The following is a 26,440-nucleotide window of genomic DNA, read 5'->3' on the forward strand; positions in this document are numbered from 1 at the left end:
ATGGCCGACGGGAAGGATCGTGGCTCAGACGGCGGTGGTTCCTCGGGGCTGGACCTGCTCCGCGATGAATTCGTCGACTACCTTGGCGCCCAGGTGGAGAATCTGGCCGACAAGGCCGGCGACAAACTGGCGGACATCACCGACCAGCTTCTCGACTCCGCCGAGAACGGGGGCCCACTCGCCGGAGCCGGACTTCGCATTCTCCAGGGCGACTCCCCGGTGAAGGCGTTCGTTGGCGAGAAGGCCAAGAGCGTCAAGGACAACGTGCTGGGCAAGGCAAAGGACCTGCTCGGCGGTCGGGGCGGCGGAAAACCCGGCACTACCAAGGTGACCAACATCGTCGAAGTGCTCGATGTGGGTGTTCCGATACGGACGGCGTACGACCACTGGACCCAGTACGAAGAGTTCAGCAGCTTCACCAAGGGCGTGCGCAGTGTGTCCAAGGGCGACGAAACGTCCAGCGACTGGAAGGTGAAGGTGGGGCCGTCGACTCGGGGATGGAAGGCAACCGTTCAGCAGCAGGTCCCCGACGAGCGGATCGTCTGGACCTCCGAGGGGGCCAAGGGGACCACCCGTGGTTGCGTCAGCTTCCACGAGGTCACACCCGATCTTACTCGTATCGTGCTGGTCGTCGAGTACTACCCCTCCGGCTTCTTCGAGAAGACGGGGAATCTCTGGCGTGCCCAAGGGCGGCGTCTGCGGCTGGACTTCAAGAACTTCCAGCGCTACGTCACCTTCACCGAAGATGAGCCCGAGGGCTGGCGCGGTGAGATCCGCGACGGTGAAGTGGTCCGCACCCACGAGGAGGCCGTGGAGGATGAAGAGGCCGGATACGAGGGTGACGACGCGAACGAGGACGGAGACGAGGAGTACGACGAGGACGAGGCCTACGAGGGCGAGGACGGCCAGGACGAGCGCAAGGACGCCGACGAGGCCGACGGGGACGAGGAGTACGGCGAGTACGACGATGACGAAGGCGAGGACGAGCGGTAACGCTCCACCGCACCGCGACGGACGGTCAGATGCCGACGTGCTGTACGTGCTTCCCGGTCAGTACGCCTGCTGCCGCGGCGTGCAGGTCGTCCACGATCTCCATCTGTTTCCTCGCCCGGTCCCCGAGCTCCCGGATCCGGCCGGCGTCGAGGCCGGGTTGTTCTTCCGCGACCGATGCCAGGGATTGCCACAACTGGTACTTGCCCTGGATGCCGAGGCGCAGGGTCTCCAGTTCGACGAGCGAGCTGAGCCCGGAGCGGCGATGCAGGCGGCCGTTGGGCTTCAGCCGTGCGATTTTCTCCGCTGCCCAGCCCGCACACACCTTGTAGCGGTGCGGGTCGATCCCGAGCGACCGCATCAGTGTCACGAGCGACGCGCGGTCCTCGGCGATCCCGTCGGCTACCCGCTCCATATCGGCGGCGTGCGGCGACGAGCGATGGGCTCGTGCGATCCGCCGGGACAGCTCGACCCCCGTCGTCGCTCCTGCCAGGTGATCGTTGAGGTAGATGGTGAGGGCTTCGTCGTGCCGGGGCTCTGCGTTCATGATTCCTGTCTACGACAGGAGGCGCCGGTCCGCGACTCGCGGGGCCGAACGGCGAGCCGGTGCGCGGTGGATGCGGTCCCGGTCCGGGCGGCGTGCGAAGGTGGCCGGAAGAGGTCGCTCGACGATGGGTACTGTCTGGGGCCTGTCTGGGGCCTGGTGTAAATCATGCATTACGGATGATTTGCTGGGGTATGATCGGCGCATGTCGAACCATCGACGCCGCCCGACTCTGAGCAACCCGCGGGTCCAGCGCACCCGTTCCCGCGTGCTGAAGGTCGCCCGCGACCTTCTGCCCCAGGTCGGCCCCGCCGGACTGACGTATGCCCTGCTGGCCGAACGTGCCGACGTGACCAGGCAGACGCTCTACCGGCACTGGCCCGCCCGGGCCAATCTGCTCTCCGACCTGCTGCTGGAGGGTCCCGAAGTGGGCTACCCGGAGCCCGGTTCGGATCTACGCACCGTCGCCACGGCATGGCTCATCAGCCTCCGCGCGGGCCTCGGTGACCCACCCACCCGCGCCGCCGTGCTCGCCGTGATCGCCCAGGCCGACTACGACCCCGACAGCGCCCAGGCGTTGACGCGCATCGGTGAAAACCGACACGCGGCCTTCAATGTGCTGGTCGAACCTTCCGGCCGCCAGGTCACCGCCGACGAGTACACGCTGCTGTGTGCACCCGTCCTCTTCCGGCTGCTGATCGAGGGGCTCGAGGTGACCGACGAGTTCATCGGTGCCGTCGCCACCCAGTGGCTCGCCGCGTTGAACCTGGACCTGCCGCACACCGGGGAACCGGTCAAGGACTGAGCGATTCGCACCCCCGGACGCACCGGCGGGCGCACTGGCGGGCCCGGGGGTGCGGGGCCGTGGCAGCGGTGCCCCGCCCGGTTCGTTTGCGCACCACAAGCGGGCTCTCGAGGGAACCCGCCCTCTCTTCGTGCTTTCGACCGGGGTGGACGGTGTCGGCGCCGCAGCGCGCAGAGGTGTAACCGGCCTGGGTGTCAGCGGTCCGTAGTGCGGTTCGCACATCCGGTGATCACGGCCTGGGGAGTGCTCGGCGTCTGGTCAGGACGGGCGCATCGAACCGGTGGTGGCTCCGGGCCGAGGTGTGGGGCCGGGACCCACGTGCCCTTCAAGCGCATACGCCCGGGCCTGTGAGCGGCCTTGAGGGCGCTCCTGCCCTCCAAGAATCGTACGCGCTGCGTGATACATGCCACCTTCGTCAGTGGTACTTGGTAAATCATACTTTCTGTGTGATACACAGGAAGGGAAATCACACGCACTGAGTGATTCAGGGTGGGTGCCTCTCCTGCCCGGGGCGACCGGAGGCTGCAGCCTCCGACCCGGCCTGGACGGCTCGCATCGAGGTGCGGGGCCCGTGGCGTCCCATGCCCGGTTGTCCAACCCGCGACTTCCACTCGGTCATCGATTCCTTGGAGGTGGAGGTGGTGATGACCCGACATCCGGACAGAACACCGGGTGGCCCCCGGCCCGAGCCACCCGCCCGCCCCCAAGTCCGAAACGGCACGCCGTCGTTGAGAGCAGTCGGCACCGGCCACCACGTCCCGTGGGTGGCTCGGCTCGTATCGGACCCACGGCCCGACGGACCCACCCGTACCAGCAGTGTCCCTGGGATGTGACACACGTCGTAGCGTTGCCGCGCGGCGCCTTTTCAGAGAGGAACGTCAGAAGTGAAGCGATTGCAGTACCGGCGCCGCGGAGGACCGGAAGTACTCGAATGGGGCGTGGCTGACGAGCCCACGCCGGGTCCGGACGAGATCGTCGTCGATGTCAAAGCCGCCTCGGTCAACCCGACCGACATCAAGATGCGCACCGGGGAACTGGGCGTGGCGAACATGTTCGGCGAGCCGTATCCGAAGGGGATGGGGCTCGACTTCGCCGGTGTCGTCCGCGGCATCGGGAAGGACGTCTCGACCGTCGCGCCGGGTGACGCGGTGACGGGCCTGTCCGCCGCACGGTTTCGGAGTTTCGCGGACTTCGTCCTCGTCAAGGCGGACAAGGTGCGGCGCATCCCCGACGGCCTGACGTTCGCCGAGGCGAGCACGCTGCCGATGGGCGCTGCGACCGCGGCGAAGGTGGCCTCGAAGTATCGACACCGCGTCCCGGACAAGCGGACCATCGCGTCGCCGTCCTCGGCGCCGGCGGTGGAATCGGCCTCTACGCCGTGCAGTTCGCGCGCGATGCGGGTGCTCGTGTGACGGCCGTTGCCGGCGGCCCGGCAGCCGAAACACTGCGCTCGTTCGGACTCGACCGCGTCCTCGACTACCGGACGCAGAGCCTTGCCGGAAGCGGTACGCGCTTCGACACCGTCATCGACCTGTCCGACCGTTACCGGTACCAGGACGTCGAAGCCGCTCTCGCACCGAACGGCCATTTCCGCACCATGACACCAGGGCTGCCGCATCTGTGGTCCCTCGCCACGAAGCGGCGCGCAAAAGCCGCGTTCGCGATAGCGGACACGAGCGGCCTCGACAAGGCCATCGCGGCCATCGGCGAGAAGCGGCTGATCACCAACGTCGGCGCGACCTTCGCGATGGAGGATGCCATCGACGTGCTCCGTGACTTCGAAGAAGGCCGGCTCAAGGTCGTCGGCAAGGTCGTCCTCACCCGTACCTAGAAGGGGTCGTCCTCACGCGTCCTGGAAGCAGGGGTCCTGGGCAGCTGGTTCAAGGGCGGGGTGAAGCTTCCCCTTGATCGTGGATACCGCGATGGCGAATACCGGCCGAGTCCCCCAGGACCGGCCGGTCCTTCGCAGTCAGGGCGACCTGCCCGGAGCCGGCGCACACCCCGCGGCGGGCCGGCTTCACAGGCTCGTCTCAGCGGCCGGCCTCCAGCCGGTCCACCGCGTCCTTCGCCTCCTTGAGGCCGGCGCCCGTCGCCTCTCGGTAGGCCTTGATCGCCTCGATCTTCTTGCCCTCGCGCACCAGTGCGTTCACCTGCTCCACCTGGGGCTCGTCCTCGCTGATACCCAGGTGGGTCAGGCTGAGGTCGATCTTGCGCTCGAGCCTTGCGATCCTGCGTTCCATACGGCTCAGTTTGAGGTCGACGGATCCCAGCAGGAGAAGGGCTGCGACGACCGCCAGAAGCACTGCGATATCCATGATCGGAAATCGTACGCCAAGTGGGTGCCGCCGAATAGGAGCGGCCGCTTCCGGGTCGGTGGAGTCAGGGGTGCAATCTTGGCGTCAGCTCCGGATCACCTGGGGGCCGAGCGCCGCGTAACGCTTGGCCTCGATCGCGGAGAGTGAGGTGTCGGTGATGATCGCTTCAAAGTCCTGCACCTCGGCGAACCGATGGAAGCTCGTCACACCGAACTTGGTGTGGATCCCCGAGAACACCTTGCGCCGGGACGACTTCATGGCCTGCGCCTTGACCTGGCCGACCGCGGAGTCCGGCGTGGTCAGCCCGTAATCGCGGGAGATCCCGTTGGCACCGACGTAAGCGAGGTCGATCACCAGCTCGGAGAGCATTCTCGTCGCCCAGTGGTCGACCGAGGCCATGGTGCCGCCCCGTACACGGCCGCCGAGCAGCAGCACCTGGGTCGGCGCGCGGTCGGCCAGTGCGTGGGCGGTGGCCAGGGAGGCGGTGATCACCGTCAGAGGCCGGTCCACCGGGAGAGCCTCGGCGATGAGCTGGGGGGTGAAGCCCTCGTCGATGAACACGGTCTCGGCCTCGCCCAGCAGCCCCACGGCGGCCGTCGCGATGCGTCGCTTCTGCGGCAGGTACCGGGTGGTGCGTTCGGCCAGTGTCGTCTCGAACCCCGCGCTCTCCACGGGGTAGGCGCCGCCTCTCGTGCGGCGGATCAGGCCGGTGTCCTCCAGCGTCCGCAGGTCGCGGCGCACGGTTTCCGGCGAAACCCCCAGGTCTGACGCGACTCCGGCCACATCGATCGAACCGTTGCGCCGGGCAACCGTGAGAATCGCACGTCGACGGCGATCGGCGTCCACGGTCTCTTTCTCCTTGTCGGTGATGCAGGAGTTTGTCAGGGCTTGGGAGGAAATTTGCCTCCACTGAAGGCCTGTCGGGATTCTTCACAGTCTCCACCGACCCTGACCAGCATAAATGTACGATGCATCAATTTGGGGCGGTGGGTGAACGGTCCGACTCCGATGCCGGGAGCCCGTTGTCCGGCGCTCGCGGACGAGGCCGCACACCGCTCCAACCTGGGTGTACCACGCCCAGTCTCCGCGCTGTCCGTTGTCCGGGCGGCCGCCGTAGTCTCGACGGCATGGACAGCGACAAGAACACCGCGGCACCGAACACCCTGGGGGCGTTCCTGCGCGCCCGCCGGGCTCTGCGGCGGCCCGAGGACGCGGGGCTGTCCGCCACCGGCCGCCGCAGGGTGCCCGGTCTGCGCCGCGAAGAGGTCGCCATGCTGGCCGGGGTCAGCGCCGACTACTACATGCGGCTGGAGCAGGGGCGGGAACGGCATCCGTCGCCGCAGGTCCTCGACGCCGTCGCCCGCGCCCTTTGCCTGGACGACGAAGCAGTGGCCCATCTGTACCGGATCGCCACGCCCGGCGCGCGCCGTGTCCACCGCGCATCCCGCGCCGAACACGTCAGCCCCCAGCTGCGCCGCCTGATCGACAACTGGACCGACACGCCCGCCTTCGTCCTCGGCCACGCCCTGGACATCCTGGCCCGCAACCGTCTCGCCGACGCCCTCTTCGCCGGATTCACCGAGCGAGGCGACATGCTCCGCATGGTGTTCCTGGACCCGGCCGCGCATGACTTCTACCGCGACTGGAACACCGCCGCCGCGTCGTCCGTCGCCGCACTGCGGCAGGCCGCCGGCACTGATCCGGACAATCCGCGGCTGGTAGCGCTCGTCGGTGAACTGTCACTGAAGAGCCCCGAGTTCCGCCAGCTCTGGGCCCGTCATGACGTACACGCCAAGGACCGCATGACCAAACGCCTCCGTCACCGCGACGTCGGCGACCTGGAGCTGCACGCCGAGGTGTTCGTCGTCGCGGGGGCACCGGCCCAGCAACTGGTCGTCTACCAGGCCGAGCCGGGTACGCCATCGGCCGACTCGCTGGCCCTCCTCGCTTCCCTGAACGCTTCCCGGCCCACGGCCCGCGAAGCGGACACGGCACACCGCCACGGCTGAGGCCCCCCTCCCGGCGGACCGTCGTGCTGACGGTGACCTGTGAGGACGGTTCGGCCTGTCCACATCGGCGAGGGCGTGGACGATTGGTTGGCCTTCACGGTGTCGTTCCCCGTCCGCGGCCGAGCTGTTCTGCAAGGAGCCTGGCGAGAACGGAAGAGGGCATTGCGTACGCTGACTCCCTTGTAGGGTGTCACCGGTCGGACTTGAGCGAGGTGCGTCACCCCCTGCAACGAGCGCGTAGGGTGCAGCAATGCAGCGCTTGGTGCTTTTCGACCTCGACGATACTTTGATCGACAGATCGAGCACCCTCGTCTCGGTACTTATGGCCTTCGCCGACCGTTATGGCCTGGGCAGTGACCAACGCGATGAGCTCGTGACTCGCCTCTCCGAGCGCGCCCTGCCCGCCGACTTCGCCGCGATCCGCGAACACTACGGGCTGGGCCCAGGCCCCCACCGGTTGTGGTGCGACTACGTCGCCGCGATGGCGTCCATGACCAGCTGCTCTGCTGACGTTCTTGATGGTCTACAACAGCTGCGGGCGAACGGCTGGCGCGTCGGAGTCGTCACGAATGGCGCAACAGACATTCAGCACGCAAAGGTGCGTGCCACCGGGATCGATCAGCGAGTCGACTCCGTGTGTGTCTCGGAGGAGGCCGGCGTGCGTAAGCCTGATCGGCGGTTCTTCGCCAGGGCGGCGGAACGATGCGGCGCTCGGCTCGGCGGCGGCTGGATGGTAGGCGACGACCCGGTCCACGACATCTCGGGCGGTCGCGCCGCGGGCCTCCGGACGATCTGGATCGGTGATGCGGAGCGGTGGCCTGAGGGTCTCGCGCCGCCTGACCAATGCGCTCCCTCTGCCCGCCACGCCATCGACGTGATCCTGGACCATGGAGGCAGGGAGCACCAATGACGACACCCGTATCGACTGTTGGACTTTTCCATCCCGGAAGCATGGGTGCGGCCTTCGGCGCCCGGCTGCTCGCGCGGGGGGCTGCCGTTCTCTGGTGCCCCGACGGGCGCAGCACAGCTACTCGACGCCGTGCGGAGGTGGGAGGACTGGAGTCCACATCGCTTCCCGAACTCCTGGACCGTGCCGACTTCATCCTGTCCCTGTGCCCACCTGCCGCGGCTGAGGAGGTCGCCGACCAGATCGCAACGTACGGCGTGGGATCAAAGATCTACATCGAGGCGAACGCGATCTCCCCTCGCCGCATGCATCGCATCGCATCGATCCTCCCCGGTTCGCAAGTCGTCGACGCTTCTGTCGTCGGCTCCCCACCCACCGGCTCGAAGCAGCCAACCCTCTACCTCTCCGGTCCTCGTACTCACACCAAGCGTGTGGAAGACCTCTTCATCGACACCGGGATCCGCACCCGCATCCTCGGAGAAGAGGTCGGAACGGCGTCGGCGCTCAAACTCTCGTACTCGAGTTACCAGAAGGTCTCCCGCGTTCTCGCCGCGCTCGCGTACGGCGTTGCGGAGTACCACGGCGTGGGGGACGAACTCCTGGACATCGCCCTCCGGCGTTCCGGCAGCTACCTGTCGGAGACCGACTACATCACCAAGACCGCGGCTCGAGCCTGGCGCTGGGCACCCGAACTCGCTGATGCCGGTGACCTTCTTGCCGATGCCGGCCTACCCGACGCACTCCTACGCAGTGCCGCCGAAACACTTGGCCGCTGGGAGGACGCACGGGACGAGCCACTTACGGTCGACGAAGCCCTCGCGCTGCTCCGCGGCCCAGACCCTGACTGATGTCAACGCACGAGCTTGCGAATGACGATGCCCACGGTGAGTGTCGTGAACAGCAGGCCACCGATCGCACAGCCCACCGCCAACGCCGTCCAGGCGTAGGTCTTCAACTCCGACGGCGCTCCCATGCCCACGTTCAGCCACAGCGCGCATGCCAGCACCAAGGACCTTCCCATGGCGACCGGATCGTCGAGATGATCCGTACCGGGGCCTCGCACAGCGCCGGTCAGATACAGCAGGACGCCGGTGGTGAGCACGGCCATCGCCAACGTACGGGCAGGATTGCGGGCACGGACGCCCCAACCCAGGACTCCACCCAACAGCCAGCGCAGAGCCAGCCGCCTTGCCCACCGGCTCTCACCGGCAGCCTCCCGCTGACGGGCGAAGTAGTAGAGCTGGTCCTCCTCCGCCGTACGCCGACGACGGGCGAGAGTGGACCGCACCGCCTCCAGTGCACCGGGGCTGATCCGTGTGAACACCCGGTCCAGGAATCCTGTGACGTGTGCGCCTCTCCGGAAGACCACATCGCCGAGGTCCACCTCGTGGACACTGCTCGTGCCCGCCAGACGGTAGCGGGCCGGTCCGCTGGGCACTGCGAGTGCTTCCGTCACGGAAGTGTCGAACAGTTCCACGACCACTGGCGAGTTGTTCTCCGCGCTTGCGGTCAGCGTGCAGATCGTGGACGACCGGAAGATCAGCTCCGCCGCACCGGATTCCGGTTCCGGCACCGCTGATCCCTGTCGCTGGGAGGGAACTGTGGCCACGTGTCGCAGCCCGCGTACGTCGACGGTGCCTTTGACCTGGCTGTCCACCAGGATGCTCGCCTCTCCGGGCACCACCATGCCGTTGATCCGCAACCCTTCGCGGCACCGGACCCCGGTGCCGCGGAACGGCGCGTCGACGCGCACTCGCCGTAACACCAAGGCGGCGGCATCGATCTCTTCCAATGCCAACGAGGACAGCCACAGATCATCGAGGCTCACGTTCTCCGTGACATGCACGTACTCCAGCGTGACCTGAGGCCGACGCTGCCGCCCGCCCGCTACCTGCCCTCGCAAGGTGACGGTCGCGGCGCGCAACCGCTTGAGGTGAACGTGCCCGCGGAGCGCCGCAACCTGTACCGAATCCGCCACCCGCACGCCCTCCAGCCGCACCGACCCACATGAATGCACGTCCAGTGTCTGAACGGTCGATTCGTTCACGGTGATCTCGCAGTTCAACGGCGCATTGCGCACGATGAGCCGACCGATCCGAGAATTCGTCACCAGAACCGCATCCGCCGTGCAGTGATCGATGACCAACTCCTCGATGACACATGACCGTATGGCGACGATCCCATCCGCGCTGACCCGCACCAGTGCGAGCCGGTCGGCTGACAGCCCGTCGAGCTGGAGTTGTTCGTCAATGTCCCGCTGCCGGATCGTAAGGTCGCGGCCCAGACCCTCGGAGCCAGCGAGCCCTACCGCCTGAGCCAAGGACTCGAGCGTTCTGATCGTCCTCAACCCGTCCCCTTGATGTGTGGTCCTCCCCCTGTACAACGAGCCTCATTGCGGGCCGGGTCCGTTCGAGTCGGTGAGCCCGGTGAGCGCTCCCTCCCGTACGTACTCCCACTCCGTTGCCGCATGTGTCTTCGCCACTACGTTGGCGGCCGCACTCACGTCGACGCGGTCTGTACGGAGCACAAGGTGGAATAGGGGCTCATTCTCTGGCACTGCGGCCAGGTCGGCCCGTGCTGCATCCCATGCAGCCAACCGGTCGACTGTGTCGCGGTCGCCCCGACCGGCCGACCGCGCCGCGCAAACATCGCGAGGCACCCAGAGGAGCACGTACAGCCATGGCTCCTGAACTGATGCCCTGAAGGCTCGCAGGTGCTCGACACTCCCCAGATGCACTAGGGGCACCTGCCCGGCTTCCCGCATGAGCTCCAGGTCGGCTCGGTCGATTGCATACGTATTGCCGTACCGCTTGGTCTCCAGCACCAACCGCCCGACCGAGCGCAGCTCGTCGAGCTCGTCACGGCTCGCGACGCGGTACCCAGCCGTGCGCCCCGAACCGACTTTGACCTTCACCAGCTGACTGAAGCGGGCGTCGAGTGCGGAAAGCGCTGCGCTGATGGTGTCCTTGCCGGCCGTGGGCGGTCCGAGCAGCACGACCCCGGTCATACCGCACTCCGTACGTAGCGGGCGGAAAGCGCCAGTGCCACGGACTCCACCTGCTCGGCGAGAGGCATCATGGTGGTGATGCGATTGTCGATGAGATGGAAGTCTCCTGTGGGGCGCTGCTCCAGGGAGATCGAAAGCAGGTAACTGCGCCAGTTGGCCAGCTTCCATGTGTCGCGCGAGGCATTGCGCGCGGTCAGACGCTCGCGCATGGACGATGCGTCGCTGTCAACCCAAAGCACTTCCATGCCCGCTCCCAGTCGCGCACAGTGACGTCGGGTGCGGGCGACCCACTGCCCGTCGACGACCTCAGCCAGAAACGGTGCCACTGCCACGACGGGAACTCCGCATTCCAGGTTCTCCCAGCACGCCTTCATCAGGCAGTCGTACTCCAGTGGTCGCACCGACTCGCCGTACACCCGGCTCTGCCGGTCGTCCGGGTCTCCATTGAGCTTCGTGAGCAGGGACTCGGTCAGGGGGCGTGTCAGCGTGTCCTTGTCCAGGAGTGTCCAACCGGTTGTCTGTGAGAGTAACTTTCCGGCCTCGGACTTGCCGGAACCTGCGTATCCGGCGACCAAGACAAGCGCGACCGAGTGCTCAGACGGCGCGGGTCCACTACTCACGATGCTCCCCCGTGGGTGACAGTTTCAGCATGACGCAGGGTATCGCCAACTCGCCTCTGGTGAACGAAGGTTCCCACGTGCGAGTTGGGTGATTCCTGTTCGTCGCTGAGACTGCGTCAGCCCTGACTACCAGCGCATACGGACGTCCTCAGCCCACCCCAGCAACCCGTCCACCGCGATCCGGTCCCCGTCGTCGGTGTGGATCGTGCCCGTCCAGTGGCCGAAGCACTGGTCGGTGCGGTTGGCGATGAGGCCGATGTCGGTGTGTCTGGATCGGTTGTGGAACGGGGTGAACTCCAGGTCCACTTGGCTGCCGGACTCGCCGCCGCGGACGGTCCACGGGGCCAGCGGGTCGGCGGGGGACCAGTGCCACTGCAGTTCCTGGCCGATCTTGGTGAGGCGGCCGTCGACGCACAGGGCGTTCTCGGTCGCTCCGGTGCCCCGTGTCCAGCGCCCGCCGAACTGCAGTCCCACGGTGCGGCCGTCCGTCCGGCCGGATGCGGCGCCCCAGTTCCAGGCCACCGACCGCGGCCAGCGTCCTCGCCCGTGGTCCAGAGTGCCCCAGGCGTCGTCGTCGAAGGCGAGTACGTCATCGCCGATGCGCACCGAGCCCTTGGCGGGACGGGCAGTGTGTTTGGAGGTGTACTGGAAGCGGCGTTCGCTCCAGGGGACGACGACGGACAGGGTCTCATGGCCGTCGGGCAGTGCCACGAGCAGATCCACCTCGACCGGCCGGCGCTCCGGGCTCAGACACCTCGCCCGGAGACGGGTCGATGTGCCCTCGTTGAGGATCTCCACGCGCACCCGGCCTCGTACGGGCCGCTGCGGCCCGACCCTGAGCGGGGGAGCGCCCGGTGTGCCGGCAACGCCGTCGGGCAGACGGACACCCGCTCGGCCCAGTGTGATCGAGGTCTTCTCGAACTCGCGCCCACCCGGGGCGAATTCCAGCAGATACACGGAGTTGAGCGCCAGATAGTCGAGATCGCTGACGGTGAGGGCGACCAGATGGGTCGGTGTGGTCACACACCAGTACTCCCACCGCTTCGTCCGGCCCCAGCCCGGAATCCGGGAGCGGTGCAGGGGTCGCCGTGACCAGCCGACGGCCGACGGGTCGATGCGTCCGTCGTCACGGCACAGATCGACGGGAGCGGTGATCTCGCGCTCATGCGTGGCCATGGCCGGACCCTACCGGCGCTGCCCGGCACCGTCGACGGTGATCGGACGGACCGTGCCATTGACATGCTGACGTTGCGTCAGGAATGTGAAACGCATGCCATCGATGCGGGTGCGTCTTATGGGTGTCCTGGTCCTCGTCGCCACGTCCCTGATCGGGGCGGGCAGTCCCGCCGCGGCTGGGCCCGTGCCCGACTCCCTCTGGTTCGACGAGGCCGCCGCCGCGTCCTTCGCGGTCCGGGGCGGCCGCTTCACCGACGGGCTGGGCCGCGAGGTCGTGCTGCGCGGCTACAACGTCTCCGGCGAGACCAAGCTCGAGGAGAACGGGGGGCTGCCTTTCGCCTCCGTCGCCGACGCCGAGAAGTCGGCGAACGCGCTGCGGGCGCTCGGGGGCGGAAACTCCGCGCGGTTCCTGCTGTCCTGGGCGCATGCCGAGCCCGTGCGCGGCCGGATCGACCGCACGTATCTGGCCGCGGCCACCGCGCAGATGCGCGCCTTCCTCAGGGCCGGAGTCCGCGTCTACCCGGACTTCCACCAGGACCTCTTCTCCCGGTATCTGTTCAACGAGGGCAGCTGGTACACAGGGGACGGAGCCCCCGAGTGGGTCGTCGCCGCCGGAGGCTACCCACGTGAGTTCTGCGGGATCTGTCTCTTCTGGGGGCAGAACATCACACAGAACCAGGCCGTGACGAAAGCGACGTACGACTTCTGGCACAACAGGGGTGGCATCCAGGACGCGTTCCTCGACACCGCGCAGTCGACGATGGAGTATCTCGCCGGGCAGCTGAGCGCCGCCGAGTTCGCCGGCGTCATCGGATTCGACCCGTACAACGAGCCGCACGCGGGTGCGTACGAAGCCGGCCAGAGCAGCAGGGCGTGGGAACGCGAACTGCTGTGGCCCTTCTACGAGAAGTTCCGTGGCCGGATGGACGCGGCCGGATGGCGGGACAAACCCGCGTTCGTCGAGCCGAACCTCTTCTGGAACGCCAATCTGGACTTCCAGCGGCAGGAAGGCGGCCTCCTCGACGCGGGCCGGCTCGGTCCCCGCTATGTCTTCAACACCCACTTCTACGACCAGAAGGCGATCTCCGGCGTCTTCATGTGGGGCAAGGCGAAGGACGGCCAGTACACGGGCGACTTCGGCACCGTCCGCGATCGTGCGGCCGCGGCCGAAACGGCAGCCGTGGTCAGCGAGTTCGGACATCCGCTCAGCGGAACCGTCTCGGACAAGGCGCCGACCGTGGTGAAGGCGATGTACCAGGCGCTTGACTCCCGGCTGCCCGGGGCCGCCTGGTGGTCACGGCCCCAGGACTCGGGACCCGTGCTTTCCGGCAGCCAATGGCAGTGGGACATCTACCACGGCCGCCACCACGAGCGGATGAACGGCAACCCGGGCAAGGTCCTGACCGCGGCGGACGCCTGGAACGACGAGGATCTGTCGGCGGTCCGGCTCGATGACTCCGGCATTCCCGGGCTGCGCCAGGACAGCCGTCTCCTGGACCGTCTCTACCCGAGCGCGACAGCGGGCCGCGTCGTCGCCTTCACCTACGAGGACCGCTCCCGCGACGGCTCCACCACACTCACCTGGAACCCGGTGCCGCCGTCCCTGCCGCGTGTCCGCGAGCTCGTCGGCACCGGCCAGTACGGGATGCTGCTGTGGCGCTCGGACGGCACCGCGGCACCCACCGAACTGCATCTGCCCGCTTCCTTCACTCCGGCGCGGACCACGGTCGTCTCCGACCTCGGCCGGGTGTACGCGCCCGGACCGTATGCCGCGGGCGTGCCGGTCGCCGTGGCCCCCGAACCGGGCGGCACGGGCAGCCGGCGCCTTCTGCTCACCGCGCCCGGCGGCGGCACGACGCACTTCGCACTGGTCACCAATGGGGCGACGGCCCCGTCCGACGACCTGCTGCGGGCCGCACATGACGAGCTCGCGGCCTGGGCGGCAGAACACTGACCACCCCCGGGGCGCCGCGCCCGGTCACCCCGTCACGGCGTCGACAAGTTCCGCGAGCGCCGAAGCGAGCCGCTGCAGCCCGGGACCCGCCGGGCCGCCCGGCTCGGTCATGTAGACGTCACGGCGGATCTCGATCATCAGGGCGCTCACCCGTGGCTCCTCGCCGTGGTACTCCAGCGGTACGTACGTGCCCGCGAAGGGGCTGTCGAGAGACGTACCGCCGAATCCCGCAAAGGCCCGCCGGGCGTGGGCGACGAGCTCCTCGGGGGTGTGGAAGGCGTCGGTGCCCAGGCAGATCGCCGGGCGCGGCCCGTCGCCGTGCAACTCGTACGGCAGCCGTCGTGACGGGTAGGAGTGCACATCGATGACGACGGCGCGTCCTGTGGCCTCCAGCCGGCCGGCGACCGCCCGCGCCATCGCCGTGGCGTACGGCCGGAAGTAGCGGTCGATCAGGGGCCCGGGATCCGCACCGGCCGGACGGAGCGTCTCGCGATGCGTGGTTCGTGTGTAGACCGCTCCCATACCCACCGCCAGCATCTCCTCACGCTCGTCGGGGAAGCGTTCCTGGTCGACGACCAGGCGAGAGACCTGGTTGACGAACTGCCAGGGGGTGACCGTCGCCGCCGCTGCCGCGCCCGCGGCGATCTCGGCGGTGTGTGCGTCCGTGATGTGGTCGAGTTCCCGCGCGAGGGCCCGGTCGTCCAGCAGGATGCCGTGACGGACATCGGCGGGGACGGTGCGTGCGGAGTGCGGGACATGGAGGACCACGGGGGAGCCGGCGGCGCCGGGGACGAGCCGGAAGGAGGCGGATGCCTGGTTCATGTCTCTCCTGGGTCCTGTCGTTCGGAGTGCGGCGGGTCGACGACCGGCCGTGAACGGCGCGTTGGAGGACGACCTCCGCGGGCTTCGGGCATGCTGGCGTGACCATGCGGATGCTCATTCTGGCCGTTGTGGTGCTCGCGGCCGCGAACGTGCTGATCAACCGGCTCGGGACCGCGATGTACGTGCCCGTCTGCGTCACCGCGGCCGCCGCGCTCGTGCTGATCGCCCTGCGGTCCGGGATCACCTGGGACGAGCTGGGGTTCGGCCGTGCCTCGGTGCGGCGGGGTCTGCGCTGCGGACTCGTACTGGTGGGGGCCGTGCTCGCGGTCTATCTGGTGGCGCTGCCTCTGGCCCGTGATGCGTTCCAGGACGAGCGCGCCGCGGGACTCTCGGCAGGGCAGCTGGCGTATCGCGTACTGGTGCGCGTGCCGTTCGGGACCGTGCTCCTGGAGGAGATCGCGTTCCGGGGAGTGCTGTGGGCCATGATGCGACGGCGGTGGGGCGCGACCTGGGCCACCGCCGTCTCCTCGGCGCTGTTCGGGCTGTGGCACATCCAGCCGTCCCAGGGGCTCACCCGTTCCAACGCCGCGGCCCAGGCCCTCTTCGGCACCGGCGGTACGGCAGTCACCCTGTCGGTGGCCGCGGCGGTCGTGGGCACCGGACTCGCGGGGGTGCTGTTCTGCGAGCTGCGCCGCAGGTCGGGGAGCCTGATCCCGCCACTGGCCCTGCACTGTGCCGTCAACGACGGAGGCTATGTGTTCGCCTGGGCGGTCGGGCACTCGGCCGCGGCCGGCTTGGGTTTGGGCGTCTAGTGCCGTGACCGGATAGGTTCACCGGCTCGAGGCGCCCTGCACGGCGCCTCGCTGCGTTGTCGAGTCACCCGAGTACATCCAGTACAAGGGCGACCTCCCCCAGCCTCCGGCCGGGGGTACCCCCACCGCCTTGCGATCCACCGCACCGGACGCCGCGAGCTTCCCGGCAAACCTATCCGGCCACAGCACTAGACTCTGCCCGGCCGATCCTCAAAGATCGCCCGGACAGGACCTGAGCGAGGGGTGCTCACGGTGCCGCCCGGCCTGCGGGAGGGCGGCACCGTGAGCGGCTCGGGGAGCCTGATGGCCCCGGAAGTGGGGTGCTCAGGCTCCCGGCGGTGCGTGCGCCGGGCGGCCGTTGCCGCGGGTGAGCCGGTAGCCCCAGATCCCGGCCAGCGCGGCGAGCACGGCACCGCCCGCGGTCCACAGCACGCGGGACGACCACCAGCCGGAGGCCCAGCCACCGTCCGGCTCGACCTTCGGGCCCGACGCGGGCACCAGCGGCGCGGCCAGGGAGCCGTCGACGGCTGCCGCGCCGCCGGCGTCCGCCGTGGTGACCTCGAGGGCCGTGTCGACGGACTCACCGAGATCCTCGGCGGGGGCGCCGACGACCGTCAGGCGCACGTAGTACGTGCCCGGCAGCGGGTCGTTCGCCGCAGGCTCCGCCCAGGCCCGTACCGTGCGCAGCGCACAGGACAGTTCCACCGATGTGGCGTCGGCCGGTGCTGCCTTGGCGTCGCTTCCGTAGCGGCATGCCTGCCGGCGCCGCAGCCCGTCGTACACGTCGAGGCGCCAGGTGTGGGCGCCGTGGCGTGCCTTCGCGTCCGGCAGTTTCACCGTGGCCCTGACCGTGGCGTGCTGCCCGGCGTCGGCGGGGAACTGCCAGTAGAGGTAGTCACCGGTCGCCCCCTGGGCGGTCGCCCGCTGTCCGGGACGTACGACGGTGGCGGTACGGAAGGAGGTGCCGGCCTCGGTCGGCGCGGGAGTCTCCTCCGACTTCTCGGACGCGGTGGGCGAGGGGGTGTCCGCCGCAGCGGTACCCGGCAGTGCGAACAGAGCCGCACAGGCGGCGAGAGCACCCGCGAAAGTGCGTACGGTACGCATCAGTTGGTCCTCCAGACGGCGATGCGCCAGCGCGAGATCCAGCCCCACAGCAGACCGGTCAGGAAACCTGCGAGCGTCAGCAGACCGAGCAGCCACCAGCCCCGGCCGAGTCCGAGGAAGGCGACATCGGCGGCGTCGTCGGGGCCGTCCACCACGTCGAGCGTCAGCTCGACCGGCAGACCCGGAGAGGTCTTCACGGAGGCCGGTGCGGAGAACGAGTTGCTCACCCGCAGACAGACGGTCTCCGCAGCGGGCTTGATGTCGGTGTCCGAATCCGCGTCCTCGGCTTCCGGCTTGGGGTAGCGCAGCCCGGTCGAGATGACGTCGGTGCGTCCGTCCCCGGCCGCCTCACCGCGTACGATCTCACGGCCGTGCACGGTCGAAGCGCGCAGCAGTACGCCGTAGTCGCGGTTGACGGCGCGGTCGGCGGCGATGCTCACCGATGCCCGGAGCTCCTGCCCGGGCAGCAGATCCACCCGGTACCAGCGGTGCTGACCGAAGGTCTCACGGTCGCTGTAGAGGCCGGCCTTGAGCTGGGGCGCGTCCTCGCAGCGGTCCGTGCCCCGCGTCGCCACGGGGGTGACGACCGGTTCGGCGGCACGGTCCACCAGTTGGCTCACCCGGCCCGACAGCTCCTCCTTGTGCTGGACGGAGGTGTACGTACCGCCGGTGGCCTCGGCGATGCACATCAGCTGGGCGCGCATCTTGGCGTTGGGGACCAGGCCGAGCGTGTCGATGGTGATGTTGATGCCCTTGGCCGCGATCTCTCGCGCCACTTCGCACGGGTCGAGCGGGGCACAGGTGTCCTCGCCGTCCGTGATGAGCACGATCCGGCGGGTGGTGTTGCCGCCCTTGAGATCGTCGGCGGCGCCCAGCAGCGCGGGCCCGATCGGCGTCCAGCCGGTCGGAGCGAGCGTCGCCACCGCCGTCTTCGCCTCGGTGCGGTCGACTTCGCCGACGGGGTAGAGCGGGCGGGTGTCCTTGCAGCCTTCCTTTCGGTCGTCGCCGCGGTAGTTGGCGCCGAGGGTACGTATGCCGAGCCGCACCTCTTCCGGCACGGCGTCCAGCACCTCGTTGAACGCCTGCTTGGCAGCCGACATCCGGGAATCGCCGTCGATGTCACGGGCCCGCATCGAACCACTGACGTCGAGGACGAGTTCGACCTTGGGCGGTTCCTTCGAGGCGGGCTCGCCGTCGGGTCCGCCGGAGTCGGCGAGGGCGGCGGCCGGGAGCAGGCCGCCGGTCAACGTGACCAGCAGCGCGCCACAGAGGGCGGCCGCCAGTCGCTTTCTTGTGATCATCGGCGGATCATAGTGAGGGCGGGGAGTACAGCCCAATTCGGCCGCCCGGTGCCCGGTGCCTGTGCGGCGGGAATGAATGCTGCGGCGCGTGGGACCGTATTCATCTGTATGCCGCAACCAGGTTCACCGGTGATGGAGTTCACCCAGCTGCTGAGCTCGACGCGGCGCGGTGCACGGCTCGCGCGGCTGCTCGCGGTCGAGCAGCTCGTGGAATGGGGGTGGGCCAGGGACGGTGAGCGGACCGAGACGGCCGCGCTCGTCGTCGCCGAGCTGACCGCGAACGCCGTCAGCCATGGGCGGCTCTCGGGCCGGGGGTTCCGGCTCAGCCTGACGCTGGAGCCGGGAAGGCTCAGGGTGGAGGTGACCGACGCCCGTGGTGAACGCCCCGTCGCCATCGCCGTCGACGAAGCGGCGGACGAGGACCGGATTCGCCGGGGTTACGGGCTGGTGATCGTCGCCGCGCTCGCCACCGGCTGGGGGGTGCGTCCGCACCCGCCTTCCGGGAAGACCGTGTGGGCGGACATCGACGTGGTCCGGCGGCGGGAGAGACCGACGGGTTCTCCGCGCGCGACGGAGCCGTCGGCGTCGACGGCCCCGGACGTGGCGACATCGCCCGGACCGAGGTCCCAGTAGACCGGGAACCTCGACGCACGGGACGCGCAAGGGGGCCGAACCTCCGAGCCGGGGCCGGTTCGTGACGGGGCCGTGAACCGCCCACCGCCTTCGGGCGAGCAGAATGTGCGGTGTCTGTCGAACCGGCCGATCACGCACGGCTGTTGGGGTATACGTGTGCTGTGACCGTGCCCAGAGACGTGAGCGAGACTCGTGACGAGCTACGAGACATCCTGAACCGCTGTGAAGCGTGGCTCGGGGCGGCGGCCACCGCACCCGACGCGTCCGGCAGCTGGCCGCAGAGGCTGCACGAGGATGCCGACGCGGTGCGCCGGCTGAGGACGCGCGCGGCCTCGACCCTCATCAACGTGGCTCTGCTCGGCTACTTCTCGTCGGGGAAGAGTTTCCTGCTCAGCGGATTGCAGGGCGGACTCGAACTCATCGAGGTGACCACGGAATCCGGCGAGAGCGGTGACAAGTACGTCGGGCTGCTGCCCTCTTCACCCGTGCCGACGACGTCCTGGCCTTTCAGCGTCGTTCCCGTCGACCCTCAGTCCGGTGTCGACGCCTCGGGTTCGGGATTCCTGCGCGTGCGATTCGCCGACGCACCCCCGGACGCCTGGGAGGACGTGGGGAACTCCCCGGCACCCGCGGTGGTCGCCGCGTACGCGATGAAGGAGGGCGACGTCGTCAACCGCCTCCGGCCGCACCGGGGGCGCGAGGTGGCCGAGGCGGAGTTGCTGCTCGCCGACACACTCCTGCCGGCGAAGTTCTACGATCTGCCCGGCGTCGGCTCGTCCGACACGACTCATGACCGCATCGTCCGGCGGGCCCTCCTCGACGCGGACTGCTACCTCTATGTGACACCGGCGGGCCGCACCCTCTCGGAGACGGACCTGGCACTCATCCGCGTCCTCTACGACCACTGTCTGCTGTCGGGCCGGAACAACCAGCGCAAGCGGGTCGTGTGGGTGGTCACCGCGATCGACACCGCCTCCCATCTCGACCTGCGCGACCAGCCGGAGTGGAAGGCGACGGTCGCCCGCAACAACCAGTATCTGAGGGACAACTTCACACTGCCCGACGGCCGGCCCGATCTCGAATTCATCGGGCAGGGCTTCATCGCCGTATCCCCGGCCTGGGAGGCGGCCGCGGCGAAGCTCGCCTCGGAGGGAGCGGAAGCCGCCGCCCACCACCGGCGCAACAAGAGCAACATGGACGAACTCCGCGGCGCCATCGAGGACCTCATCAGCACGGGCACCGGTGTCCGGCACATCGCCGCCGTGGCCGCCGAGGCGCGCTATCTGATCGGCCAGCGCCACCGTGTGCTCGAGCAGCAGCTGCAGACGGAACGCCTGGAGATCGACGAGCTTACGGAGCGGCTCGACCTCCAGCGCCGCCGGGTGGAACAGCTGGACACGTCCCTGCCCACGGTACGGGAGGAGCTCGGACGCAAGCTGCACGATCGCGTCGAACGCGCCACCCGGCCCTTCAACCGCCTCGCGGCCCATCTGCACTCCGCACTCGACGCGGCCATCCGCGAGACCGATGTCAACAAGCCGGCCAAGGCCAACCGGATCCAGGTGTCCAAGGCGCAGACCCTGCGCACCTGGCTGGAGTCGCCCACCGGTCCCGTCACCCTGTGGAACCAGGAGTACGAGGCGTTCAAGCAGGACGTCGTCCGCACGGTCGACCGGGTCTTCGGGGACCGCGAACTCGCCGGCCGGTTGCCCGCGTTCGCCTTCGACGTCGACGACGTCTCCGTCCCCCGGCAGACGCGCCGCCGGGCGACTCGGCACGACGTCGTGCAGCGGGCAGCCGCGCTGGTCGGGATCGTCACACCCGTGGTGGCGAGCGGGGGCTGGGTGTGGGGACTGGCGGCGGCGGGCACCCTGCTGCCGCCCGCGGGCCTGGTCGCCGGGGTCGCCGGGCTCGTCTACCTCGGCCTGCAGATCCGCAAGGGACGCGCCAGCTCGCTCGACGTACTGCGCGAGGAATGGGTCCAGGCCATCGACGTGGAAGCGGCGGCCGTCCGCGAGCAGTTCACTTTGGCGATCGGCGTGCAGGCGACCGAAGTCATCGATCACCTGACCGACAATCTGGACCGGTACCGGGAGCAGCTCGAAGAGTCGAGCGCGTTCATCAGGGAGCGCATCTCCCAGCCGGAGAACCGGGCGCGTCAGGAGGTGATCGACCACCTCGAACCGCTGTGTGCCGAAGGCGAGGAGTTGCTGACCGCGCTCCGCGCACTGGAAGCGCCTGCCGCGCGCCTGAGCGCACCAGGCGTACGCGACCTCAAGGACCGGCTGGGAGACCGGACGCCGTCCCGAACCCGGTTCGCGCGCCTGCGGCTCACACCTTCGGGCCCGCCTGCGGCTCACACCAGCTGCCGCCGCACCAGCTCGTGCAGCCGTCCGCCCGTGTCCGCCAGCAGAGCCGACGGAGGCCCTTCCTGCACCACACGCCCTTCCGACATCACGATCACCCGGTCCGCGTCCAGCACCGTCGACAGCCGGTGGGCGATCACCACACGGGTCGCCCGCAGGGCTTGGGTGCTCTCGGTGACGATCCGCTGGGTCGCGTTGTCCAGCGCGCTCGTCGCCTCGTCGAAGAAGAGGATGCGCGGTCGGCGGATCAGCGCCTGGGCGATCATCAGCCGCTGGCGCTGACCACCGGACACTGCACCCGAACCGGCGATCATGGTCTGCATGCCCATCGGCATCCGGCGGATGTCCTCGGCGAGGCCCGCCATCTCGGCGGCCGCCCAGGCCTCTTCCTGGGTGAACGGCTCCGCACCGCAGATGCAGTCCATGATCGAGCCGGTGAACGGCTGGGCGTTCTGCAGGACGACCCCGCACTGGCGGCGCACCGCGGCCTGGTCGAGGGCGGCGAGGTCCTGGCCGTCGTACAGGACGCTGCCCGAGTCCGGCCTGTCGAAGCCGATCAGCAGACGCAGCAGGGTGGACTTGCCGCAACCGCTGGGACCGACGATCGCGACGAACTCGCCCGGGCGCACCGTCAGGGACACACCGTCGAGCACGAGCGGGCCGTCGTCGCCGTAGCGGAAGGACAGCTCGCGGGCCTCGATCGCCCCGGACAGGGTCCCGGGCCGGGTACTGGCCCCGTGTACCTCGGGAGCCTCCTCCAGCACCGGCTTGATCTGCTCGAACATCGGAAGCACGGCAGCGGCCGAGACCAGGGCACCCGTCAGCTGGGTCACCGACGCGAGCATCATGGTCACGGCGGTGTGGAAGGTGAGGAAGTCGCCCGCGGACAGCGTTCCCCGCGCAGGGCCCGCCAGCAGCATGAACATGATGAGAGCGGACAGCGGCAGATAGACCGCGTCGAGCACCGTCGTCAGATTGCGGATCCGGCCCGCCCGGCGCTGCAGTTCACGGCTTCGCGCGAACTGCTCGGCCCAGGCCGCGTACGCGAAACTCTCGGCCGCCGCGACCCGTAGCTTGGGCAGCCCGCGCAGGGTCTGGAAGGCCTGGTTGTTGAGCTTGTTGCCGAGCTCCACCAGACGCCGCTGCCAGCGCAGCTGCCACAGTCCCAGCCCCAGGAACACCACGGCGATGACGAGCAACAGCCCCATGGCCGCCATCGCGAGCGGGAGGCTGTAGGCGAGCAGCAGCACCAAGTTCATCGTCCCGACCGTGCACGCCTGCACCACGACCGGGCCCACCCCGGACAGCAGCCGGCGGATCGCGCTGATGCCCAGCGCCGCACTGGCGAGCTCGCCGGTGGAGCGCTCCGTGAAGAACCTGGTCGGCAGCTTCAGCAGCCGGTCCCACACGGCGGGCTGCAGCGTGCTCTCGATCCGGCCCTCGAGGCGCAGGACGGTGAGGTTCTGCAGCAGCATGAACACGGCCGAGACCACGCCCGCGACCATGACGGCCACCGAGACCTGCACGATCAGGCCCGTCTCGGCATTCGGTACGTACTCGCCGAGCACCTTCCCGGTGGCGATCGGCACCAGCGCGCCCAGGGTGACCGTGACCAGCCCGGCGCCGGCCAGCCGCACCAGGTCGGGGCGCGTGCCGCGGAGACTGAAACGAACCAACCGCCAGAGGTTCACGGGCCGTTCGGGAAGCGGCCGGTAGAACATGACCGCGCGCTGCTCGAACTCCTCCGCATTGTCCTCGTCGACACGCAACCGGCTGCCCGTCACCGGATTGACCGCCCGGTAGCCGCCGCGCCGCCACAACAGGGCCACCGGCGCACCGGACTTGGCCCGGTGCCCCACGAGCGGTCCGCAGTTCTCCCGCCACCAGCGGCCGTCGAGCCGCACCGCGCGGGTGCGGACCCGGGACGCGAGCGCGATGCGTTCGACGGGGCCGGTACGGTCGGTGTCGGCGCCGCCGGCACCGCCCCACTGCGCGGGCTCGGCGAGGACGATGCCCGCTGCCGTCGCGACGAGCCGGCACACGGCGTACGCGGCGTCGTCGGACCCCCCCGCCGCGCCCGCCCGTGCCGAAGTCGCCCTGCGAGGGCGCCCGATGGAGGCCAGCAGGGCCTGGTCGGCGCCCTGGCGGACCGCCTCCCCGGCCCTGAGTCCCTGGGCCGTGCGGTCCTCGTGCGCGCGCTCCAGACGCTCGATCCAGCGGTCCAGCGTGGCCAGCAGCCGGTACTGCTGGTTGACCATCTGCTGCCACAGCGCGCCGTCGACCAGCAGGTCCGCCGCGGCTTCGGCGCTGTAGGCGGCCCCGTACTGCACGCTGCCGGGGAAGACCGGAAGCCACAGCACGTCCTCGTCGGCGGCCGACTCCGCGTCCGCCGACCGCCCGTCGAGCGGCGCCTCGAACAGCACGCGCTGGCCGCGCCCCACGCCGAGTGCGAAGGCGTGCTCCAGCAGGCTCAGGGTGCCGTCCTGGCTGTCGTACAGGCTGCGGTACTGCTGCTCGTACGCCCAGTGCGCCGACGAATCCGCGTACTCCTGCGGCCGGTACAGCTCCCGCAGCGGGATCCGGCGCACGACGCATCCCTGCGACGGCCGGGCGACCAGGGTGTGCTGGGGACCCTCTGCCGGGCCGAGGAGCAGCGTGCCCGGCTCCAGACGCCCCAGGAAGTGCCAGTGGCCCTGCTGGACGGCATCGACCGCGAAGAGGTCGAGCGCCCCGTCCAGGACGAGCCACACCACCTGCGGTCCCTCCAGGGGCAGGCTGCGCAGACCACCGCAGTCGACCGGTGTGCCGAGGGCGCCGAGCGCCGTGAGCACCATGTCGTCCGGTTGTGCCGAAGGGCCCTGCGGACCGGGCTGAACGGGGATCAAGTCAGTGCTCCTTGACCAGTCCGGCATAGGCGCCACCGTGCGCCATCAGCTCCTCGTGGCGCCCTCGCTCCAGTACCGAGCCGTGGTCGAGCACCACGATCTCGTCGCTGTCGCGCACCGTGCTCAGCCGGTGCGCGATGACCACACAGGCGCAGCCGCGTCGTCGCAGATTGTCCATGACGAGCTGTTCGGTCTCCGCGTCGAGAGCGCTGGTCACCTCGTCCAGGACCAGCACGCTCGGCCGGCGCACCAGTGCACGGGCGATCTCCAGTCGCTGGCGCTGCCCGCCGGAGAAGTTGCGGCCGTCCTGCTCCACCCGGCTGTGGATGCCGCCTGGCCGCCGTGCGACGACCTCGTACAGGGCGGCGTCCTTCAGCGCCTCGGCCACTGCCTCGTCCGGGATCGACGGGTCCCACAGCGCGACGTTGTCCCGGACGGTTCCCTCGAAGAGGAAGACGTCCTGGTCGACGAAGGACACCGAGGCCGCGAGTGCCCCGCGCGGGATCTCGTCCAAGCGGCGCCCGTCGATCCGGATCGTCCCCTCCCAGGGGCTGTAGAGCCCGGCGATCAGCCGCGAGACGGTGGACTTGCCGCTGCCGGAGCCGCCGACGAGGGCGACTTGCCGACCCGGCCCGACCGCCAGGGAGAAGCCGGTGAGGAGGGGTTTGTCGAGCGGGCTGTAGCCGAACGTGATGTCGTCGAGGGCGACGTGGCCCGTCAGTCTGCGGGTGCTCGCGGGCGGCTCGCGCCGGGTGTACAGGCTGTCCGCGGGGAAGTTCTCCACGTCCTTGAGCCGGGTCACGTCGGCGGCGAAATCCTGGATGCGGCCCGCCATCCCGTTGAGCCGGGTGATCGGCGCGGTGAATCGGGTCACCAGCGCCTGGAAGGCGACGAGCAGACCGATCGAGACATGGCCCTCCACGGCCCGCAGACCGCCGATCCACAGGATGAGCGCGCTGTTGAGGGTGGCGAGGGCCGGGGCCACGACGGCGAGCGCCGCACTCGGCACGCCGAGCCTCTGCTGCTCCTCCAGGGTGGTGGCGTGCTGCCCGGACCAGCGCCGGAAGAAGCCCGCCTCGCCGCCGGTGGCCTTCATGGTCTCGATCAGCTGGATACCGGTGTACGAGGTGTTCGTGAGCCGGGCGCTGTCGGCGCGGAGCTTCTGGGTGCGGGTCGCCCGCAGCCGTACCACCACCCGCATCGCGACCACGTTGAGCAGGGCGATCAGTACACCGACGACGGTGAGCTGCGGATCGTAGGTCCACAGCAGCAGCGCGTAGAGGACCACCACGATCCCGTCCACGCCGAAGGCGGTGAGGTCCCGGGCGAGCGTCTCGGCGACCGTGTCGTTGGACTGCAGGCGCTGCACCAGGTCGGCCGGGCTGCGCTGGGCGAAGAACGTGACCGGCAGCCGCAGCAGATGCCGCAGGAAGCGGGCACTGCCCAGCGTCGACGAGATGAGCCGTCCGCGCAGCAGATTGGCCTGCTGGAGACCGGTGAGCACCGCGGTCAGCGCCACCATCGTGCCCATCGAGGCGAAGAGGACACCGAGCAGGGAGGTCTGACGGCCCACCAGGAACAGATCGATGTACGTACGGCTCAGCGCGGGCAGCGCCGCGCCGACCGCGACCAGCAGCAGGCTGGCGAGCAGCGCGGCGAGCATGGTGCCGGTGGTGCCGCGCAGCCGAGCGGGGACGGTGCGCAGCGCTCCGGGCCGTCTGCCGCCCTTGCGGAAGCCCTCGGAGGGTTCGAGGACCAGGACCACGCCGGTGAAGCTGGTGTCGAACTCCTCCATCGGCACGAAACGGCGTCCCTTGTCGGGGTCGTTGATGTGCACGCCGCGGCGGCCGAGGCGGCGCCCCATGCCGTCGTAGACCACGTAGTGGTTGAACCCCCAGAACAGGATGGCCGGCGGGCGCACCCCGGCGAGCGCGGCTGGTTCCATCTGCATGCCCTTGGCCTGCAGACCGTAGCTGCGGGCCGCCTTGAGGATGTTGCTCGCCCTCGAGCCGTCCCGGGAGACTCCGCAGGCGATGCGCAGCTCTTCCAGCGGGACGTGCCGGCCGTAGTGGCCGAGCACCATGGCGAGTGTGGCGGCGCCGCACTCGACGGCCTCCATCTGGAGCACGGTCGGGGTGTGGACGGCCTTCCGGGGGCGCGGCGCGGGCGGGGCGGGGCGTGCCCGGCGGC

At 69.4% G+C, this 26,440-nt stretch carries 22 protein-coding genes; 10 read left to right on the top strand and 12 right to left on the bottom strand.

Annotated features, from left to right (window positions below; all coding sequences use genetic code 11):
• Complete coding sequence (locus tag ACTWOL_RS31670) at positions 1–993, top strand: SRPBCC family protein (RefSeq protein ID WP_474300278.1); 993 nt, start codon at positions 1–3, stop codon at positions 991–993.
• Between the two features lie 25 nt (positions 994–1,018).
• On the opposite strand, the gene ACTWOL_RS31675 is transcribed toward ACTWOL_RS31670, so the two are convergent.
• Positions 1,019–1,537 carry a hypothetical protein gene (locus ACTWOL_RS31675; protein ID WP_474300279.1) on the bottom strand — a complete coding sequence of 173 codons (519 nt, stop codon included), beginning with the start codon at positions 1,535–1,537 and terminating at the stop codon, positions 1,019–1,021.
• A gap of 202 nt (positions 1,538–1,739) precedes the next feature.
• On the opposite strand from ACTWOL_RS31675, the gene ACTWOL_RS31680 reads away from it, so the two are divergent.
• The 3 genes from ACTWOL_RS31680 (at position 1,740) to ACTWOL_RS31690 (ending at position 4,170) form a co-directional block, all read left to right on the top strand.
• Positions 1,740–2,339 (top strand): TetR/AcrR family transcriptional regulator, encoded by a 600-nt coding sequence (locus ACTWOL_RS31680; RefSeq protein ID WP_474300280.1) that lies wholly within the window; start codon positions 1,740–1,742, stop codon positions 2,337–2,339.
• Between the two features lie 884 nt (positions 2,340–3,223).
• Complete coding sequence (locus ACTWOL_RS31685; RefSeq protein WP_474300281.1) at positions 3,224–3,751, top strand: quinone oxidoreductase family protein; 528 nt, start codon at positions 3,224–3,226, stop codon at positions 3,749–3,751.
• Positions 3,748–4,170, top strand: a complete 423-nt coding sequence (locus tag ACTWOL_RS31690; RefSeq protein WP_474300282.1) for a zinc-binding dehydrogenase — start codon at positions 3,748–3,750, stop codon at positions 4,168–4,170. Before ACTWOL_RS31685 ends, ACTWOL_RS31690 begins: the two co-directional genes overlap by 4 nt.
• A 199-nt stretch (positions 4,171–4,369) precedes the next feature.
• Here the strand turns inward: ACTWOL_RS31690 and ACTWOL_RS31695 are convergent, their stop codons facing one another.
• Together ACTWOL_RS31695 and ACTWOL_RS31700 are read right to left on the bottom strand one after the other, a co-directional pair.
• Positions 4,370–4,654, bottom strand: a complete 285-nt coding sequence (locus tag ACTWOL_RS31695; RefSeq protein WP_474300283.1) for a ribosomal protein L7/L12 — start codon at positions 4,652–4,654, stop codon at positions 4,370–4,372.
• Positions 4,655–4,738: 84 nt separating this feature from the next.
• On the bottom strand, positions 4,739–5,500 hold the full coding sequence (locus ACTWOL_RS31700; RefSeq protein WP_474300284.1) for a DeoR/GlpR family DNA-binding transcription regulator: 762 nt from the start codon (positions 5,498–5,500) through the stop codon (positions 4,739–4,741).
• 281 nt (positions 5,501–5,781) lie between these two features.
• On the opposite strand from ACTWOL_RS31700, the gene ACTWOL_RS31705 reads away from it, so the two are divergent.
• The 3 genes from ACTWOL_RS31705 (at position 5,782) to ACTWOL_RS31715 (ending at position 8,418) form a co-directional block, all read left to right on the top strand.
• Positions 5,782–6,663, top strand: a complete 882-nt coding sequence (locus ACTWOL_RS31705) for a helix-turn-helix transcriptional regulator (protein WP_474300285.1) — start codon at positions 5,782–5,784, stop codon at positions 6,661–6,663.
• A gap of 250 nt (positions 6,664–6,913) precedes the next feature.
• Positions 6,914–7,573, top strand: a complete 660-nt coding sequence (locus ACTWOL_RS31710; RefSeq protein ID WP_474300286.1) for an HAD family hydrolase — start codon at positions 6,914–6,916, stop codon at positions 7,571–7,573.
• A 41-nt stretch (positions 7,574–7,614) separates the two neighbouring features.
• Positions 7,615–8,418, top strand: a complete 804-nt coding sequence (locus ACTWOL_RS31715; protein WP_474301301.1) for an NAD(P)-dependent oxidoreductase — start codon at positions 7,615–7,617, stop codon at positions 8,416–8,418.
• Between the two features lie 2 nt (positions 8,419–8,420).
• On the opposite strand, the gene ACTWOL_RS31720 is transcribed toward ACTWOL_RS31715, so the two are convergent.
• From ACTWOL_RS31720 to ACTWOL_RS31735, 4 genes are all read right to left on the bottom strand, one after another.
• Entirely contained in the window at positions 8,421–9,890 is a 1,470-nt protein-coding gene (locus ACTWOL_RS31720; RefSeq protein ID WP_474300287.1) for a hypothetical protein, read from the bottom strand.
• Positions 9,891–9,959: 69 nt separating this feature from the next.
• The gene (locus tag ACTWOL_RS31725; protein WP_474300288.1) at positions 9,960–10,577 is read right to left on the bottom strand and encodes a kinase; all 618 of its coding nucleotides are present in this window, start codon (positions 10,575–10,577) and stop codon (positions 9,960–9,962) included.
• Complete coding sequence (locus tag ACTWOL_RS31730; RefSeq protein ID WP_474300289.1) at positions 10,574–11,197, bottom strand: P-loop nucleotide/nucleoside kinase family protein; 624 nt, start codon at positions 11,195–11,197, stop codon at positions 10,574–10,576. The genes ACTWOL_RS31725 and ACTWOL_RS31730 overlap by 4 nt, the downstream gene beginning before the upstream one ends.
• Before the next feature lie 126 nt (positions 11,198–11,323).
• Positions 11,324–12,373, bottom strand: a complete 1,050-nt coding sequence (locus ACTWOL_RS31735; protein ID WP_474300290.1) for a DUF2804 domain-containing protein — start codon at positions 12,371–12,373, stop codon at positions 11,324–11,326.
• 94 nt (positions 12,374–12,467) lie between these two features.
• On the opposite strand from ACTWOL_RS31735, the gene ACTWOL_RS31740 reads away from it, so the two are divergent.
• Positions 12,468–14,327, top strand: a complete 1,860-nt coding sequence (locus tag ACTWOL_RS31740) for a glycoside hydrolase family 5 protein (RefSeq protein WP_474300291.1) — start codon at positions 12,468–12,470, stop codon at positions 14,325–14,327.
• 24 nt (positions 14,328–14,351) lie between these two features.
• On the opposite strand, the gene ACTWOL_RS31745 is transcribed toward ACTWOL_RS31740, so the two are convergent.
• A complete protein-coding gene (locus ACTWOL_RS31745; RefSeq protein WP_474300292.1) occupies positions 14,352–15,149 on the bottom strand; it encodes an N-formylglutamate amidohydrolase in 798 nt (265 codons plus the stop codon).
• A gap of 104 nt (positions 15,150–15,253) precedes the next feature.
• On the opposite strand from ACTWOL_RS31745, the gene ACTWOL_RS31750 reads away from it, so the two are divergent.
• On the top strand, positions 15,254–15,961 hold the full coding sequence (locus ACTWOL_RS31750) for a lysostaphin resistance A-like protein (RefSeq protein WP_474300293.1): 708 nt from the start codon (positions 15,254–15,256) through the stop codon (positions 15,959–15,961).
• Positions 15,962–16,285: 324 nt separating this feature from the next.
• On the opposite strand, the gene ACTWOL_RS31755 is transcribed toward ACTWOL_RS31750, so the two are convergent.
• Together ACTWOL_RS31755 and ACTWOL_RS31760 are read right to left on the bottom strand one after the other, a co-directional pair.
• A complete protein-coding gene (locus tag ACTWOL_RS31755) occupies positions 16,286–17,065 on the bottom strand; it encodes a peptidase (protein ID WP_474300294.1) in 780 nt (259 codons plus the stop codon).
• On the bottom strand, positions 17,065–18,366 hold the full coding sequence (locus tag ACTWOL_RS31760; protein ID WP_474300295.1) for a VWA domain-containing protein: 1,302 nt from the start codon (positions 18,364–18,366) through the stop codon (positions 17,065–17,067). The genes ACTWOL_RS31755 and ACTWOL_RS31760 overlap by 1 nt, the downstream gene beginning before the upstream one ends.
• Positions 18,367–18,498: 132 nt before the next feature.
• On the opposite strand from ACTWOL_RS31760, the gene ACTWOL_RS31765 reads away from it, so the two are divergent.
• Entirely contained in the window at positions 18,499–18,999 is a 501-nt protein-coding gene (locus ACTWOL_RS31765; protein WP_474300296.1) for an ATP-binding protein, read from the top strand.
• A 2,356-nt stretch (positions 19,000–21,355) separates the two neighbouring features.
• Here ACTWOL_RS31765 and ACTWOL_RS31770 read toward each other — a convergent pair.
• Positions 21,356–24,250 carry an NHLP bacteriocin export ABC transporter permease/ATPase subunit gene (locus tag ACTWOL_RS31770; protein ID WP_474300297.1) on the bottom strand — a complete coding sequence of 965 codons (2,895 nt, stop codon included), beginning with the start codon at positions 24,248–24,250 and terminating at the stop codon, positions 21,356–21,358.
• Between the two features lies 1 nt (position 24,251).
• Entirely contained in the window at positions 24,252–26,378 is a 2,127-nt protein-coding gene (locus ACTWOL_RS31775; protein WP_474300298.1) for an NHLP family bacteriocin export ABC transporter peptidase/permease/ATPase subunit, read from the bottom strand.
• Positions 26,379–26,440: the final 62 nt, after the last annotated feature.

It is taken from the genome of Micromonospora sp. IBHARD003 (assembly GCF_056106285.1).

Excerpts from the sequence above, each read along its gene's own strand:
- ACTWOL_RS31760 (WP_474300295.1), bottom strand. The coding sequence starts at position 18,366 with ATGATCACAAGAAAGCGACTGGCGGCCGCCCTCTGTGGCGCGCTGCTG.
- ACTWOL_RS31765 (WP_474300296.1), top strand. The coding sequence starts at position 18,499 with ATGGAGTTCACCCAGCTGCTGAGCTCGACGCGGCGCGGTGCACGGCTC.
- ACTWOL_RS31675 (WP_474300279.1), bottom strand. The coding sequence starts at position 1,537 with ATGAACGCAGAGCCCCGGCACGACGAAGCCCTCACCATCTACCTCAAC.
- ACTWOL_RS31735 (WP_474300290.1), bottom strand. The coding sequence starts at position 12,373 with ATGGCCACGCATGAGCGCGAGATCACCGCTCCCGTCGATCTGTGCCGT.
- ACTWOL_RS31670 (WP_474300278.1), top strand. The coding sequence starts at position 1 with ATGGCCGACGGGAAGGATCGTGGCTCAGACGGCGGTGGTTCCTCGGGG.
- ACTWOL_RS31740 (WP_474300291.1), top strand. The coding sequence starts at position 12,468 with ATGCCATCGATGCGGGTGCGTCTTATGGGTGTCCTGGTCCTCGTCGCC.
- ACTWOL_RS31745 (WP_474300292.1), bottom strand. The coding sequence starts at position 15,149 with ATGAACCAGGCATCCGCCTCCTTCCGGCTCGTCCCCGGCGCCGCCGGC.
- ACTWOL_RS31705 (WP_474300285.1), top strand. The coding sequence starts at position 5,782 with ATGGACAGCGACAAGAACACCGCGGCACCGAACACCCTGGGGGCGTTC.
- ACTWOL_RS31695 (WP_474300283.1), bottom strand. The coding sequence starts at position 4,654 with ATGGATATCGCAGTGCTTCTGGCGGTCGTCGCAGCCCTTCTCCTGCTG.
- ACTWOL_RS31755 (WP_474300294.1), bottom strand. The coding sequence starts at position 17,065 with ATGCGTACCGTACGCACTTTCGCGGGTGCTCTCGCCGCCTGTGCGGCT.
- ACTWOL_RS31725 (WP_474300288.1), bottom strand. The coding sequence starts at position 10,577 with ATGACCGGGGTCGTGCTGCTCGGACCGCCCACGGCCGGCAAGGACACC.
- ACTWOL_RS31750 (WP_474300293.1), top strand. The coding sequence starts at position 15,254 with ATGCGGATGCTCATTCTGGCCGTTGTGGTGCTCGCGGCCGCGAACGTG.
- ACTWOL_RS31715 (WP_474301301.1), top strand. The coding sequence starts at position 7,615 with ATGGGTGCGGCCTTCGGCGCCCGGCTGCTCGCGCGGGGGGCTGCCGTT.
- ACTWOL_RS31710 (WP_474300286.1), top strand. The coding sequence starts at position 6,914 with ATGCAGCGCTTGGTGCTTTTCGACCTCGACGATACTTTGATCGACAGA.
- ACTWOL_RS31680 (WP_474300280.1), top strand. The coding sequence starts at position 1,740 with ATGTCGAACCATCGACGCCGCCCGACTCTGAGCAACCCGCGGGTCCAG.